This window comes from Peribacillus sp. B-H-3 (assembly GCF_048572925.1).
GTDB lineage: Bacteria > Bacillota > Bacilli > Bacillales > DSM-1321 > Peribacillus.
Window position 1 is genome coordinate 2,847,197 of the sequence record NZ_CP183879.1, and the last position, 15,145, is coordinate 2,862,341.

Annotated in this window: 17 protein-coding genes and 1 tRNA gene; 8 read left to right on the plus strand and 10 right to left on the minus strand. The window is 38.7% G+C overall.

Translation table 11 applies throughout. The features are described 5' to 3' along the window. The first annotated feature begins 128 nt into the window (after positions 1–128). The 4 genes from ACN6MY_RS14150 to ACN6MY_RS14165 all read left to right on the plus strand — a co-directional run bounded on the left by ACN6MY_RS14150 (position 129) and on the right by ACN6MY_RS14165 (position 3,160). Positions 129–1,019: a LysR family transcriptional regulator gene (locus tag ACN6MY_RS14150; RefSeq protein WP_419880773.1), complete on the plus strand. Its 891-nt coding sequence runs from the start codon at positions 129–131 to the stop codon at positions 1,017–1,019. A 201-nt stretch (positions 1,020–1,220) separates the two neighbouring features. Further along, positions 1,221–2,006: a fumarylacetoacetate hydrolase family protein gene (locus tag ACN6MY_RS14155; protein WP_419880774.1), complete on the plus strand. Its 786-nt coding sequence runs from the start codon at positions 1,221–1,223 to the stop codon at positions 2,004–2,006. Continuing rightward, the gene (locus tag ACN6MY_RS14160) at positions 2,003–2,743 is read left to right on the plus strand and encodes a fumarylacetoacetate hydrolase family protein (RefSeq protein WP_419880775.1); all 741 of its coding nucleotides are present in this window, start codon (positions 2,003–2,005) and stop codon (positions 2,741–2,743) included. Before ACN6MY_RS14155 ends, ACN6MY_RS14160 begins: the two co-directional genes overlap by 4 nt. Before the next feature lie 30 nt (positions 2,744–2,773). After that, positions 2,774–3,160, plus strand: a complete 387-nt coding sequence (locus ACN6MY_RS14165; RefSeq protein ID WP_419880776.1) for a 5-carboxymethyl-2-hydroxymuconate Delta-isomerase — start codon at positions 2,774–2,776, stop codon at positions 3,158–3,160. A gap of 55 nt (positions 3,161–3,215) precedes the next feature. Here the strand turns inward: ACN6MY_RS14165 and ACN6MY_RS14170 are convergent, their stop codons facing one another. Then, positions 3,216–4,349 (minus strand): NERD domain-containing protein, encoded by a 1,134-nt coding sequence (locus ACN6MY_RS14170; RefSeq protein ID WP_419880777.1) that lies wholly within the window; start codon positions 4,347–4,349, stop codon positions 3,216–3,218. Positions 4,350–4,469: 120 nt separating this feature from the next. Between ACN6MY_RS14170 and ACN6MY_RS14175 the strand changes: the two genes are divergently transcribed. Next, a tRNA-OTHER gene (locus ACN6MY_RS14175) sits at positions 4,470–4,556 on the plus strand. A 202-nt stretch (positions 4,557–4,758) separates the two neighbouring features. Here the strand turns inward: ACN6MY_RS14175 and ACN6MY_RS14180 are convergent. From ACN6MY_RS14180 to ACN6MY_RS14200, 5 genes are all read right to left on the minus strand, one after another. Beyond that, positions 4,759–5,742, minus strand: a complete 984-nt coding sequence (locus ACN6MY_RS14180; RefSeq protein ID WP_419880778.1) for a Gfo/Idh/MocA family protein — start codon at positions 5,740–5,742, stop codon at positions 4,759–4,761. A 229-nt stretch (positions 5,743–5,971) separates the two neighbouring features. After that, positions 5,972–6,985 (minus strand): S66 family peptidase, encoded by a 1,014-nt coding sequence (locus tag ACN6MY_RS14185; RefSeq protein WP_419880779.1) that lies wholly within the window; start codon positions 6,983–6,985, stop codon positions 5,972–5,974. A gap of 175 nt (positions 6,986–7,160) precedes the next feature. Then, positions 7,161–7,556 (minus strand): YidH family protein, encoded by a 396-nt coding sequence (locus ACN6MY_RS14190; RefSeq protein ID WP_419884169.1) that lies wholly within the window; start codon positions 7,554–7,556, stop codon positions 7,161–7,163. 29 nt (positions 7,557–7,585) lie between these two features. Next, positions 7,586–8,359: a DUF4931 domain-containing protein gene (locus ACN6MY_RS14195; protein WP_419880780.1), complete on the minus strand. Its 774-nt coding sequence runs from the start codon at positions 8,357–8,359 to the stop codon at positions 7,586–7,588. A 433-nt stretch (positions 8,360–8,792) separates the two neighbouring features. Next, complete coding sequence (locus ACN6MY_RS14200; protein ID WP_419880781.1) at positions 8,793–8,918, minus strand: hypothetical protein; 126 nt, start codon at positions 8,916–8,918, stop codon at positions 8,793–8,795. A gap of 344 nt (positions 8,919–9,262) precedes the next feature. Between ACN6MY_RS14200 and ACN6MY_RS14205 the strand changes: the two genes are divergently transcribed. Continuing rightward, positions 9,263–9,991: a hypothetical protein gene (locus tag ACN6MY_RS14205; protein ID WP_419880782.1), complete on the plus strand. Its 729-nt coding sequence runs from the start codon at positions 9,263–9,265 to the stop codon at positions 9,989–9,991. 78 nt (positions 9,992–10,069) lie between these two features. On the opposite strand, the gene ACN6MY_RS14210 is transcribed toward ACN6MY_RS14205, so the two are convergent. Further along, the gene (locus ACN6MY_RS14210) at positions 10,070–10,534 is read right to left on the minus strand and encodes a DinB family protein (protein ID WP_419880783.1); all 465 of its coding nucleotides are present in this window, start codon (positions 10,532–10,534) and stop codon (positions 10,070–10,072) included. 257 nt (positions 10,535–10,791) lie between these two features. Beyond that, positions 10,792–11,109, minus strand: a complete 318-nt coding sequence (locus ACN6MY_RS14215) for a hypothetical protein (protein WP_419884275.1) — start codon at positions 11,107–11,109, stop codon at positions 10,792–10,794. Between ACN6MY_RS14215 and ACN6MY_RS14220 the strand changes: the two genes are divergently transcribed. Further along, positions 10,995–11,261, plus strand: coding sequence for a CotD family spore coat protein (locus tag ACN6MY_RS14220; protein WP_419884170.1), 267 nt, complete (start codon positions 10,995–10,997; stop codon positions 11,259–11,261). The two genes, ACN6MY_RS14215 and ACN6MY_RS14220, sit on opposite strands and share 115 nt — an antisense overlap. 103 nt (positions 11,262–11,364) lie before the next feature. Here ACN6MY_RS14220 and ACN6MY_RS14225 read toward each other — a convergent pair whose 3' ends face one another. Beyond that, positions 11,365–12,894 (minus strand): NCS1 family nucleobase:cation symporter-1, encoded by a 1,530-nt coding sequence (locus ACN6MY_RS14225; protein ID WP_419880784.1) that lies wholly within the window; start codon positions 12,892–12,894, stop codon positions 11,365–11,367. 420 nt (positions 12,895–13,314) lie between these two features. Then, positions 13,315–13,662 carry a hypothetical protein gene (locus ACN6MY_RS14230; RefSeq protein WP_419880785.1) on the minus strand — a complete coding sequence of 116 codons (348 nt, stop codon included), beginning with the start codon at positions 13,660–13,662 and terminating at the stop codon, positions 13,315–13,317. Between the two features lie 289 nt (positions 13,663–13,951). On the opposite strand from ACN6MY_RS14230, the gene ACN6MY_RS14235 reads away from it, so the two are divergent. Then, positions 13,952–15,082 (plus strand): histidine kinase N-terminal domain-containing protein, encoded by a 1,131-nt coding sequence (locus ACN6MY_RS14235; protein WP_419880786.1) that lies wholly within the window; start codon positions 13,952–13,954, stop codon positions 15,080–15,082. The last annotated feature ends 63 nt before the right edge of the window (positions 15,083–15,145 follow it).

Genomic DNA, 15,145 nt, shown 5'->3' on the forward strand with positions numbered 1-15,145 from the left:
ATCTTTAATATAATCCCAACTTTTTTTGAAAACCCTTTCATACTTAATGTACCATGTGCTATTCTATATAAAAAATATAAAAATCATTGGCATTGCATATGAAAAAAATATATAAAGGCAGTGATTTTATGGATATGAAACAGCTTTTTTATTTTTGTACCATTGTTGAAGAAGGCCAAATCACCCGCGCTGCCAATAAGCTTCATATGGCACAGCCTCCCCTCAGCCAGCAACTCAAGCACCTTGAAGAAGAATTTGATGTAAAATTATTCGAGCGTAATGGAAGGAAAATGGAATTAACCTCTTCAGGGAAACTTCTTTACCAGCGTGCAAAACATTTGCTTTCCCAGGCTTCAGATACCATTCTTGAAGTGAAGGAAATGGCCAAAGGCTTTAAGGGAGTTCTAACCATTGGTGCCAATAAATCTTGCTTTTCCCACCTTGCTTCCCGTATTCGCTCATTCCGTGAAAATTATCCTCAAGTAAGCTTTCAGCTGAGAGAAGGAGATACCTACCAAGTCAGCGAGCTTTTAAAACAAAGGGAAATTGAACTGGCTGTCATCCGCCTCCCGGTGGCCGGCCAAGGTTTCTCAATGATACATTTGCCGAAGGAGCCTTATATATTCGTTCTTCCGGAAGAATGGAAGAATCAAACCGCAGCCGAAGAATCCATAACATTAAAACAAATTTCTTCCTTTCCCCTGCTATTGCTTCACAGAATAAACGGAACTGGCCAGTATGAATTAGTACTGGATGAATTCAAGAAAAAAGGATTGCATCCGAATATTGTCTGTGAATGTCCCGATCCTTCCATGATCCTATCCTTAGTTGCAAGCGGAGTCGGTGCAACAATAATGCCTCAATCCGCTTTACAGTCAATTAAAATGGATAGCCTGCACATCATGCAGATAAAAGAAACACCGCTAATATCAGAGTCTGCTGTAATCTGGCTTGAAAATCGCTATCTTTCAAAAAGCGCCTGGCATCTTATCCATTCATTTGAAAATAACAATAGCTGAGACTTAAAATGAACGCCCCTCTGAGAGACATTACTGCAAGGTATAGTGAAAGATGAATTGTTGGAAAAGTTTGAAAATAAGTTTGATTTACATTATATTAATAATGATAATAGCTTTTTCTGAAACCCTTTCAATTCAGAGCGGGCTTTTTATTAATATGGATTTGTTTGAAAGCCTTTTCGAAAAAGGATGTGAAATTCATTGAGCTTTGCAGAAGTGAAATTTTCAGGAATGATACAGCGGCAAAAAGTTAGTGCTGATACCAAATCCGGTACATTATTTTTTAATGGGAAGTCCCTGTCAATAAAACAAGCAGCAATAGATGTGCCGATAACAGGCACTGTTTATGGCATCATGTTTAATTATTTGGGAGCACTGGATTCAATAAACACCTTTGATCCTCCTTATAACAACCCTCCAAAAGCTCCAGTTCTCTTTATTAAGCCTGCCAATACCCTGATAGCCTGTAATGCACCGATTCCACTTCCAATTGGGGAGGCTGGACTTTCCATGGGTGGCGCGCTAGGAATTGTGGTTGGGAAAACAGCTTATAAAATAGCACCTGACAATGCTTTTGAATATATATCAGGGTACACAATTGCAAATGATGTCAGCATTCCTCACCAAAGTTTTTACAGACCCGCCATTAAAGAAAAAATCAGGGATGGCTTTTGCCCTGCCGGCCCCTGGATTATTGATAAAGAATATATTGAAGATCCTGACAATCTTTCCATCTCTGTTTACGTGAATGGAGTACTTAAGCATCAAAATAATACAAGAGAATTAGTTCGTCCTATTTCACAGCTGTTAGCTGATGTGACAAATTTTATGACACTTTATAAGGGAGATGTTTTGCTCGCCGCTGTTCCTGCAAGTCCTCCAATTGCAAAAACTGGCGACATGGTGAAAATTGCCATTGAAAAGATTGGGTTTATTGAAAACATGGTCCAGCCGGAAGCTCCTGTTCAAAAGGAGGAATCACCATGAAAAGAGCGCGTGTTGCTTATAAAGGACAAATTCATGAAGCTGTTTTTGAAGCAGGCTATCTTGCTTTGCCGAACCGGAGGATGGTTTCTGAGCAGGATGTTGTATGGCTCCCTCCGATAGTGCCGAAAACGGTTTTTGCGTTGGGGCTGAATTACGCAGATCATGCCATGGAGCTGGATTTTAAACCTCCTTCAGAGCCGCTCATTTTTCTTAAAGGGCCAAATACCTTTATCGGAAACCGCGGAAATACCATTCGTCCGGCCAAGGCTGCCTATATGCATTATGAATGCGAACTTGCTGCTGTCATTGGCAGGCAGGGAAAGAATATCAAAGCCTGTGATGCATACAGTTACGTGTCGGGCTATACTATTGCAAACGATTATGCCGTCCGTGACTATCTTGAAAACTATTACAGGCCTAATCTGGTTGTGAAAAATCGTGACACTTGCACACCCCTTGGTCCCTGGATAGTGGATGCCATGGACATTGAAGATCCAATGAACCTTACACTGCGGACTTATGTCAACGGCAGGATTACTCAAGAAGGTTCCACAAAGGATATGATTTTTGGCATCCCGGCATTGATTGAGTATTTAAGCAGTTTCATGACATTAAATTGCGGAGACTTGATACTGACAGGGACACCAAAAGGGTCTGTCGACACAAAAGCCGGAGATGAGGTTGTTTGCGAAATTGAGGGAATTGGAAAACTGATAAACACGATTGCAGAAGAATAGGAAATAGCCAAAAATTAAGAGGAGAAGCAAATGCCGCATTTCATTATTGAATACACCGATAACATCAAACAAGAAGCGAATATCCCCTCCCTGCTTGAGAAAATCAGTAAGTCATTAATAGCATGGGCACACATCTTCCCAGTTGGAGGTATCCGCCTGAGGGCCATTGAACTAAAAGAATATCTTGTTGCAGATGGCGAGGAAGACTATGCTTTTGTGCATGCTGTATGTAAAATTGGATCAGGGCGGTCCGAGGAAGATAAACAGGCGGTTTGTACGGATTTGTTTGAGGTTATGAAAAAGCATTTTTCTTTAATGATGGAAAACCGCTACCTCGCCCTGTCTCTTGAACTTTACGAATTCGGTGAAGCAGGCACTATGAAATATAACAACATTCATGAACGTTTTAAGAAATAAACAAAAAAACTGTGCCTGAGACAGGTTCAGTTTTTTTGTTTTTTTTACTTTCTATTTACATCTGGGCAATTCCTGCCAGCATTTTGATAAATTCAATTTGCTCGGCTCTAAAAAGCTGGCTTTCTTTTATAAGAATAGCATCGTATTGCGGAAAATCCTTTTTATGCAGATCCCAATTTTCTTTTGAACTGAACAAAGATGATTCTTTGACCATTAATTCGGATTTCAGCCATGAATGAAAATGCCGGACTTTAATATTCTGGTGATTTTTTGGACTCACAATATTCTGGCTGGTAAAATCAAAATCAAATAAATCTTCAGGTTCATTTAGGATAATGTTAATTTGCTTCTGCAGGTTTTGAGCGGTTTTTCTTTTAAAAGCCAAGATAAGGATATTCCAATGAGGATAATTCTTGGATAAATTTTTGGTGTATTTACAAATGTCAAAAGGCACACTTGCCTTTCTCCTGCTTTTCTTTTGTTTTGATATCGGGTTATCAATAGTATGTGGTGATAAAAAAATAGTTTCATCAGGCAAAGCATCTTTTCCCTGCGCATACTCCCGCAGTTCAGGAAATAAATGATAAGAAATTGCGTCGATTTCCTCCTTCTGAAGCGGTTTAGACAGACGAAAAGGCACTGCAATCATATCAAACAATTTATCCGTGAATCTGCCCGCTGAAAATCCGGCTTCATCTTTATCAAGTTCTTCACTCATAAAACATAAATAAGGATCAAGCAGTGAGTAAAGTCCGGCAGCCATAAAATCCTGCTCATTCATTTTTGTAAAAACAACGCCGCAGCCATATGGGATTTTTAGCTGTGACCGATATTTTCCTTCAAGTTGAAGCAGATTATTATCCATGCTTAACAAACTCACTATTTCATCCATATGGCTTCTTGCCTGCTTCATCGGATTTTCCATATCGGTTTTTTGCCCTGATGCAGCTAGATAATGCCACTGATCATCGCCCACTGATAGAAGGGATTTTTTTGTAATATCGGTTGTAGATAGAACCAGTATTCCTAATTGCGGGCCAATAATTAAAAAATCATAAAGTTTTTCCTGAATTTCAGCTTTATAGTAAATGGTATAATCATCTGGCAAAACATCTTTTAGTGTATGAAAAAACATCCGGTCCCCTGGTGAAGCGATATGCTGTATTTTTTCAGGTATTGTTGATGCCATACTCCCCGCTCCAAAGTCATCAAATTTACTTTCATTTTACAATAATAAAAAAGAAAAATCCTTTTCCAACATTCATATTCCTTGAATATATTTCCGTTTCAATGAACAAACTATTTCTATGGACTTGTAGCTCAAATGGAAGAGCAGCCAGCATTTATTCTGATATAACTTCTGCGCATCTTGCGGGTTCAAATCCCGCCAGGTCCTTATTTGTTTTCTAAATGCCAGTCATTATTCGTTCTTAAAGGCTTCGTTATCCTTGCCCAGTGATTTACGCTTCAGCCGCAAGCTGCGGGGAACTTCCCCCTTTCTGCCGACATGCGTACTAGCTCCAAGCAACAAAGCAGATTAAGAGTTTCATAACTATTTTTCCTGCTTTCAAAAAAGCTTTGTCTATTCCTCCAGAAATTTACCTGTCGCTAGGATAAATTACACCAATTTGCTTTCTGATTTCATCTAAAATTTCCATTGTAATCAGTGAATTTTCGAAGGTGTTTTTATCAGATTCATGCTTCGCATTTTTTATGAGATTAATAAATTCCTGAATTTCATAATACATCGTATGCTTATTTTGTTCTGCAGAAATATCTTCTTTGGGATTGCTTCTGGAATGAAACTCAATTTTATCCTGAGTAGATATTCTATCAATGACAATGGTACCTTCTTCTCCATGAATTTCTGATGGTAAAGAGGAATCTGTAATTTTCGAAAACATGATAATTGCATCCATCTCATTGTATTTGAACATGGCACTTCCCTCACCATCTACGCCGGTTCCAAGGAGCAGTCCATTTGCAATGACCTGTATAGGCCGGCCAAAAAGAGCAACCATCGGATAAATGCAGTAAATTCCTATGTCCATTAACGCCCCATTTGAAAAGGCAGGATCAAATGCATTCAGTACGATTCCTTCTTTATAAGAATCGTACCGGGAAGAATACTGGCAATAATTCGCAAAATACCTTCTTACCTTCCCTACACGATGTAAATTTTGTTTCAATGCCTGAAAGTTTGGAAGAAAACTAAACTTCATGGCCTCCATTAAAAGGACATCATATTCTTTTGCTGTTTCAATCATTTTCTGTAATTCAAATGCATTGGAAGCGATAGGTTTTTCACACAGGACATGCTTTTTATTGCTCATGAAAAGTGTAGCTTGATCTGCATGAAGTGAATTTGGAGTAGCAATGTATACAGCATCTATTACATCGCTTTTTGCCATGTCTGCAAGATCTGTAAATGCGTGTTCTGCTCCGTATTTTTGCGCAAACTCATCAGCCCGTTCCTGAGCTCGGGAATAAACTGCTGTGAGGATAAAGTCTTCTGCGCTTTTAGCTGCATCTAAAAATTTTTCCGTAATCCAATTGGTTCCCACAATCCCAAAGCGAATCATATTACTCCCCCTCTTTTAAGTATGATGTTCCCAGAAAACAAGAGACAGGAACTTTTTTTGCTCCTGCCTCTTATTTTTAGTTTTTTATTTCAGGATATCTTTAATTTTCCCCGTAAATCAATTTCTGCCCAGTAAGGTTCCATCTATTATTCTATTAAAAAGCAAGGTCTGTTGTCTATAAATTAAGAATAAATAGACAACATACTTATGCAGCCAGCAAAAAGGATACTTAAATAAAATGCTGCACCAGCTTTCCTTTTCCGCTTTCTGATTCTATTCTCGCATAGGCACCATTAATAAAGGTCATTTGAGGAGGCATATGTCCGCAATCTATATCATATACAACCGGAATGCCAAGCTCGCTTGAAAGCTCATGATAAACATCTTCAGCTGTGTAATTCTCGACTGGTGCATTTGCGGAGCTTCTTCCGAACAAAATGGCCGAACAGTCAGTGAACCATCCTGCAAGCTTCATTTGTATCAGTGATCTTCTAAGATCTGTTGCAGATAAAGAACAATTTTCAAGATACCACAGCAAGGGTTCTCCATTAATGAATTTTCTCCTGAAAAATGCAACGTTTCCATAGGGAGTGCCAACCAAATGCCTGATGATATCTATACATCCTCCAAGCAAGCGCCCCTCTGCTGCAGCTTTTTGGCCCGGGATCGTTTTCCAATAAGTTTCTTCTTTCAGGTGAAATACACAATCTGAAGGATTTTCATGCTGCCATGCTGTCTGATATTTTTCAGAGGAAATCTGTGTGATGCTTTCGCCTGGTGTAAGAGCTAAAACCTTCTCCCACATTGCTGTAGTATCATCCCAGGTTTGACCTCTTAAGTCAGTAGAATTCGTACCATGAGCAGTCGCTATACCTGTCGACAAGGTGGTGGCTAATAGCAATGCACTAGTGTCCGAATAGCCAAGAATCCATTTTTTCTTCATTTGATCAAAATTGACATGTTCCAAAATTTCAATCAGCAGCTCCCCGCCCCATGGAGGGAAAATCATATCAATGTCACTGTTCATGATCATGCTGTTAAATTCAGAAGCGCGTTTGAGAGCAGATGCGGATTTTGCCTTTTCCTGTGTCCAAACCGTATCTCCGCATATTATGCTATATCCTTTTTCCTCTAAACGTCTCATTGATTGCTGAAATATTTGGTGCAATTCACGCCCGACTCCTGATGAAGGAGCCGTAATACCAATAACTCCTTCGCTTTTCAATGTTGGATAGGTAATCACCAAATCTCCTCCTTATCACTTATTTACATCATTTTACCAGGAGCGCAATGAACTTCCAATATAATAATTAATTAAAATAATCTCAAAAAAAAACGGCTGCCTCAAGGAAGAACCGTTTTTTTGGGGCTGGCTTATTTAATCTGTCATGTTGGTATGAGCCTTAGAAAATAAATAATTACATTAGTCTCCACGCAACCAGATAATAGGCGCCAAATAAAAGAAAAATGATTAACAATGAAAGTGAAAGAAAAATGATTAGTTTTTTAGAAAAACGGAAGGTCTGCTGATTGATGTCTTTTCCTTTTCTGAAATAGCTGATGCTTGAGAGAATCAATACAGCTATTCCAGCTGCAATAGAGCCTATTCCGATTATGGCAGCAAAAACGTCACCCATTAACAGTTTGGATAGAGTGGAAAAATGAAGATTGGTAATTAAAAAACCAACACCGATAATGGTAATGCTCGTTCTGACCCAAGCAAGAAAAGTTCGCTCGTTTGCTAAATGCTGCTGTATGTATTTTGAATCAATAGTTTCTTTCTCGTTGTTTTTTAAACTACCATCACTTTTAATGATTACACATCCTTAATAAATTGAATTAATTAAGTTTCATCCTGAAAATAAATTTCCGTAACCTGATTGGCGATTACTTCGATATCATTTGAAACCTGAGGGATTTTATAGCCGACAAAGTAAGGTGATGCGACATACCGGGGCACAATTTTACCCTTATACGAACCATTTATTTTATAAAAAAATAAATTATAGCTCTCTATTTTGGAGCGAAAGTGATTTTTAAAATAATGCACGCCGTTTTGTAAGCAATCTGACATTTTTTCTAAATGTTTTATATCCTGAATAGAAACATTGAATTCGTAAAAACCCATAATAGGATTAGTGGAAATATTAAATTCCACTTCCTCTGTTTTCAAGATAGCCATACCCTCGAAATTTTTATTTGCAATATTTTCTTTATAGTCAACATGCTTTAAGCCGACAATCTGCATATGGGGATGGCGTATGGTCCCTCCTGAATTAGGTCCATGGTTCTTAAACAAAAGGACAGATTCATACTTCCCTGTATTTTCGATATCCTCCCATTTCCTGAAAGCAAAGCTCATTAATTTATATAAATGCTCTCTTGGGTAATCTGAAAACTCCCCATTGCACTGATCCGTTTCAATGAGCACAGTCTGAAAAGTGTTTTTTAGAGTTGGAAACTTATTTTCAAGAAGGATAATGTCACCTTCTCTGTCAATAATATTTTCCAGATCTGATGTATTGCAGAATGGGCACGATGTTTGTTTATTTCTGATTGTGCTGGGCTTTTGCCTGCCGATTTGCGTTTCAAAACATAAGGTAGTTTCATGGTCCATTTATATCCCTCTTTTTAATCATATTGCATCTCTCGATCTTATTATTATATTCTATGACCAGAAATTTTTCCGTTTCTTTGATTCTTACATAAAAGAAACACTTGCACCTTAACAGATATGCACGTTATTTTTTGCTATATACGCAGCTTTCCTGACAATCAATACTTCAGAAAGCATAAAATGTGTGCTACAGGTACTGGTAACTATATTCATTAATCCTTTCCTGCAAAAGGGAGATATCATAACCATTATAGATCTTTCTTATATTTCACCTTTTATTAGTAAATATATGTATAAATCATGAAACTTCCCGACCGTATATTCATATTTCCGCAATAAACCTTCTTCCTTATAACCAAGTTTTTTAGCTGCGGGAAGCAATAATTGCAGGCTCAATGAATGCCTGTATACCCATTGGATTCAGCTCATTGAATTAATATAGAAGGATTGCGGCCAGTGTCATTGGCAATTCCTTTTCTCCAATATGATGCAGCTCATAGCCAATTTCTGCACGAAAGTGTTTACTCTCACGGTTATGAAACCCGCAGCTGCCAATCATTCTCCCATCTTCCTTTTACAAATGGCCCATTTCACTCCTTTTCTTTTCCAGAAAAAAGAAGAATACCAATCTATTTCTGATTGAATTCCCTTAATCTCAGTGAATGGCTCCATACCGTAATATTGCATAAACCGGGGAACCGAAAGATATTCATACAAATCAATTTTTTATCGCCATCTATTACCTTCCGCATTAGCAGGCGATCTGTTTATAAAACAGGAAAGGTCTACTTCATTATTATTTCTATTTATGCAAATTTTTTTTGGAAATTCAGGTATATGCCCCATATATCAGTGGTATAACTTATTTGTAGCTTTTCTTTTTTGTTAGGGGGACTAGGCAGCATGAACTATCTTTCAAAAATCAATGATCTGCCATCTGATAAAACATTCACAAAAGAAGATTTGCTTACTGAGCAATTTCTTCTCAATAAGGATCGTGATCTGGAAATCTATTATTCCCCTCATAATGAGTTTATCAATACAGAAGCCAGAATTGCCATTGTCGGCATCACACCTGGCTGGACACAAATGAAAACAGCCTTTCAGGAAGCGAAATTGCTGCTTTCGAAAGGAATGGAAGCCGGGCAGATCTTTAAAGAGGTAAAAATGGCTGCAAGCTTTTCTGGATCAATGAGAAAAAATTTAATAAGCATGCTTGATGAATGCGGTATTGCTGATGCCTTGGAATTAGATGCGTCATCTTCCCTGTTTCATGAAAAAAGAAGCCTCCTTCACACCACATCAGTGATAAAGCACCCTGCATTTCATCGGAATAAAAATTACACAGGGCACATCCCGAAGATTCACCGTTCCCCTGTGTTATCAGCATATGCATTTACCTGCTTTCCAAACGAATTGGAAAAGCTGAAGCATCAGCTTCTGGTTATACCTCTTGGAAAAGCGGCTGAAGATGTGATTGCAGCTTTGGAGAATAAGAAAAAATTGCCCAATCATTTTTATTTGTATGGTTTTCCGCATCCTTCTGGAGCCAATGGCCATCGCCTCGGGCAATTTAATCAGAATATGGGCCAGCTAAAAGAAATCATAGGAAATTGGAAACACACTCTATAGCATATGAGTATTTTACAATGCATGATTGAGGCATATAAAAACACAGCGGGCTATTCGCTGTGCTTTTAAATATCCATTTTAGCGCTCATAAAATGCTGGCGGTTCGATACCAAGACATCTTAAATATACAAATCCCTGTCCCCGATGGTGAATCTCATTTTCAAGACTGTATAATATCCGGTTTAAATGACTTGTTGGCGGTGCTTCAAAAAAGGGATCCTTTTCTACAGCGGAAAGCCGCTCTTCAGTGATTTCCTCCCAAAGCTTCAGCGTTTCACTCCTAATATCTTGGCATGCAGTCAGAAGTTCTTCTTTTGCAGAACTTTTAATGCCGCCAGGTTCCCATTCCCATTTGTTTAAAGCTATTCCTCGTACATATGCTTGTTCAATACCCAAAATTTCAATGATCATCTCTGAAAAAGGGCGCATCCCTTCTGCTGCAGAAAAATGAAATAATTCTTTCTCGGGAAAGCTTTCTATGGTACGGACCGTCAGCCTTCTGTTCCCTTCCAAAACCTTTAAAAGATCTGATTTAGAAAGCATATTATATGACACTCCTTTTTTATGGCCCCTTGTTTGCATTCCTGCTGATTTCCGCATCAGGAGCTTTCTTTTTGCGGTCTGAAATCTTCAATCAAAAGCTGGCCAACATCTATCTTTAGTTTAACCAGCCTAAAATTCATTGCACTATTTATGTTCCATGTCTTTTATGTTTTTTCCTGCAAGATTTTGTTTCTTTCATTTATTATTATTTTTACCCATATGATATCCCAGTGTCATAGAAAAGATTTTCAAAGAAATTATTGTTTCCGCTTCTTGCGGGAAATCATAGCAAAGCAAAGTCTATCGGTACAATTAGGCGGTTTCACTAGAGCAGCTGCACACTCATTTACATATGCTGTCTTTGTAAGTAAAACCCAAACGATAAAGAAAGGGTGTTGTATTTCCCATGTATTATCACGATCATTGCCACCATCACTATCAACATGCTCAATGCGAACCGATGTTTTGCCCGCCGCATATTGCCCCTGCCCAAGAGGATCCGCCAATTTATGATCCCGCTCAAAACTATGTAAACACAAATATATATCCGCATATTGTGCCTCATATTCATCCAAGTCATACTACAACAGTAAACAAACAGGTTTTTATGCATCAGCATTATTTCCCGCATACAGAATCCTGTGTTAATGAATGCTGCCATGAGCATATCATCTGTGGACCTAGGCATATTCCTTGGTGTCCTCCCATGCCTAACTGGCATTGGTAGATTATAAAAAATCCAGCTCCTGACAGGGTTAGAAACTGTAAGGCTATATAAAATATGGATAAATAAAAGCACCTTCATTAGAAGATGCTTTTATTCACGTTAATTATTTGCTTATAACGGCATCAGTTTTTTCAGTACCGCTTCCAGCCTCCAACCCTCTTTTATAAATTGTCATATTATCATATTCTTCTGCTTGAAGAATGCTTCGGTCGCCTCTCATTAAAAGAGTATATGCAAAAATGGAAATGAAAAGACCGAAAGTCCAGGCATTGTCCCATAAGAACCTGAAGCCAGGTATCAGCAGTCCAAGTACAGGAATCGCAACTCCGATTAAGAGAGCATATATGCCATTTTTGTTATACCCTGACTGGTAATTATATCTGCCATTTTTCTGATATAGTTCAGTCAGCGCCATCTTCCTTTTCCGGACAAGCCAGTAGTCCGCGATTGCAATGCCGTCTATCGGGCCAAGCAGGGCTCCATAGGTACCGAGCCATCCAAAAATATAATTGCCGAAATTGGACATGATATACCAGGGCTGCAGCAATATGGCAAACAATCCTGTAATAAGGGCTCCAATGCCAAATGTTATTCTTTTAGGATACAAGTTTTCTATGGCGCGGGCAGGAGCCACTACATTTGCGCCTACATTAATGGTTAAAGAAGATAGCACAATAACAATGGTTCCCAGAAAAATTACGAAAGGAGGAAACTTGGCAATCAATGCGACAGGATCCCAGATTGCCTGGCCGAATACTACGACAGCAGCGGAAGTGACCGCAATTCCGATGAACGAAAAAATAGTCATTGTTAAAGGAAGTGATACAGTTTGGGCTACCATTTGAGATTTTTGGCTTCGCGCATACCTGCAGAAATCCGGAATGTTAAGGGCCAGTGTTGCCCAAAATGCAATTACACCGGTTAATGCAGGGAAAAAAACTTTAAAGAATGAGGAAGCAGTAGTGAATTTGGAAGGTTTATCAAGAATCGGGCCCCAACCTCCAGCATGGGTGAATGCCCAGATTAAAAGAATGATAGCTGAAATTCCGACAACAGGCGCTGCAATGTTTCCTAACAGCTTCATGGTTTGAGGGCCTTTATAGGCAACTCCGACATTCAAGGCCCAGAAAAGCGCAAACACAATGGCAGTATGGCCAGAAAGATTGGCCCAAGCAGGAAATGATGCTGAAAGCAGTGTATCAATGGCTCCAGTGCCAATCCAAGTATTTATTCCAAACCAGCCGGCAGCTACAATGGCACGTGCCAGTGCAGGGATGTGTGCCCCTTTATCACCAAACCAAAGCCTTGCAAATACCGGGTATGGAATTCCGAACTTTGTTCCTGCATGGGAATTCAGCAATATGGGTATAAGAACAATAACATTGCCGAGAAAAATGGTCCCAATGGCCTGCCACCAGTTCATTCCGAGCGTGATCATCCCGCCAGCCATCGTATATGCAGGAATGCATAAACACATTCCTATCCATAAGGTGGCAAAGTTTATGCCTTTCCAAGAATGTTCCTTTGCTGTGGTAGGTCTCAGGTCATCATTCCATAGGCTGCTCTCGCTAAGTTCACTCGCAGCTTCCTTTGTCAAAGTAACAATGCCGTTATGCTCAATTTGCGTTTTCATGGCTTTCCCTCCTCTAATACAAAAATAGATTCTGATTTTACTATGCTAAAGATAATCCCTCCCTTCTGACAATAAAAGAAAAACCATTTTTCTCAGCAAATTTCGTTAGCGGGAAGCTTAAATTAGTTTAATTATAAAGATTATTAAAAATCATTCATTAAACAAATCGTAAAATAATTCAGTCTTTTATTTTGATATTATGTATCTGGCCAATATATTTTTCTTTTTAAGAAGCACTGTTAAAGCTTCTAGTCGCATTGGCCTAATGGTGATTGGAGGAAGGTGCAGGAGTCCTGCGGTTAAGCGAGTTAAGATAGGTCGTGCTGGTGCAAAGAGGCGAGGAGGCCCCCGGAACGCATACCGGATATGAGCGCTTGGAAATCAGCAGAGTCATATAAAAAAACTGGCTTTTCAGCCAGTTTACTTATAAATTTTATATCGGATATACTCATAATGAGGAGTTGGCACAATTTCTTTAACCTCCCCTTGCTGATTTTTATATATTTCATATTCCCGGTAAGTCTCTACCCTGTAGCCAGCTTCTTTGCTTGTGTTCACAAGCCTTTCATCCAATTCCATGATATAGTTCTTTTTCAAATGCTTTTCTGCAGGGACAGCTGCAGCCATTTTTGCAGCTTCGTCACTTCCCTGGCCAATCAATAACGGATTTGATTTCAAGTCTTGAGAAGAAGACGTTTCCAAATAAAAAGCAGGGGCCAGAATTAAGGCTAAAAACAGGAGCACCGAAACATTTCGTTTATTTTTCAAGCAATATCTCCCTTTCTTATCCTTCATGCAGCTTTGTACCATTTTATGCAGATGGCAGCCCTGGCATTCAAAACATTAAAAAAAGCAATGAGCAGCTGTCATGTTGGATTATTTTAAAAAAAGAGAAGCTTCTATCAAGAGGGATTTTACTGCGGAATAAATCAGCCTTTCTATCTATTTACCTATTAACTCACCAAAAAAGTATCTTGACATGAAGGATATTTAAAAAGTTTGTCGAATATCTTTATATTATTTATGGATCGTATTTTTCGGGGAAGTGGTGGAGAAAATGGAATCGTCTTCAGGTAAAAAGGATTACAATCAGTTGGCAGTGCTGCATCTGGTAAAACAGCAGGATGTTTTTTTATCCGAGTGGTTTGATTCCGCAAAAAAGGATGAGCACGATCCCTTTCTTGAAAAAATCCTGGAAAACGGATCAAGCATGTATCAAATTATTGTTGCAGGGATTTCCGGTAAGCTGTCACAGAATGAACTTAAAGATCTTGCTAATAAAGTGGCTCACGAACGTCTTGAAGCACATGTTAATGTAGGAGACTTCGTTTATAACGTAAACCTGGGCAGAAGCATTATTGTAAAAAATATTATCCGATCAGAAATTTCTGCAATTGAATTACAGAAAATTATTGACGAAATTAATCATCTTTTTAACTTATTCTGCTATCATGCCGTTTCATACTATACTAACCTGCAAAATCAGGAGCTTAAAGAAAAAAATCTTTTCATCAGTGAAAACCATAAAGACAAGTTAGCGGTTTTGGGGCAAATTTCCTCAAGCTTTGTTCATGAATTCAGAAATCCTCTTACAGCTATAATGGGTTTTAATAAAATATTAAAAAATGAGCATCCGGACATTAAATACCTGGATATTATTGAGCATGAGCTCAATCAGCTCAATTTCAGGATCACTCAGTTCCTCCATACTTCAAAGGCTGAAATTAACCCAAAAACGAGAGACGCCATCTCTATTGCGGCTCTTATTAAAGATATACAGATGCTCATATACCCTAGCACTGCAGATAATGATATTAATGTTTCAATAGATATTGACAGGTATTTGGTGATAGAGGCTAACGAAGAAGAGCTGAAGCAGGTGCTTCTTAATTTATTCATAAACTCCATCGATGCCCTGAAAACCCAGCCCAAGCCCAGGAACATTTTGGTTAAGGGATTTTCCGCTGAAAATGAAGGCATAATTATGATTTCCAATAACGGACCTGTTATTGCAGCAGAACATATAAAAACAATTTTTGAACCCTTTTTTACAACCAAGGAACTGGGTACAGGGATTGGGCTTTTCGTCTGCAAAAAAATCATTGAAAAACACGGCGGTAATATTGCTTGCACGCCAAGTCATGATCTTACTACCTTCAGTATACGCATGCCCCTGCATGCAATCTGAATTTTTATTCACGTTTAATTCGGTAAAGGGCTGCAATCTCCCCGCTGGCTATGCAAATAATAG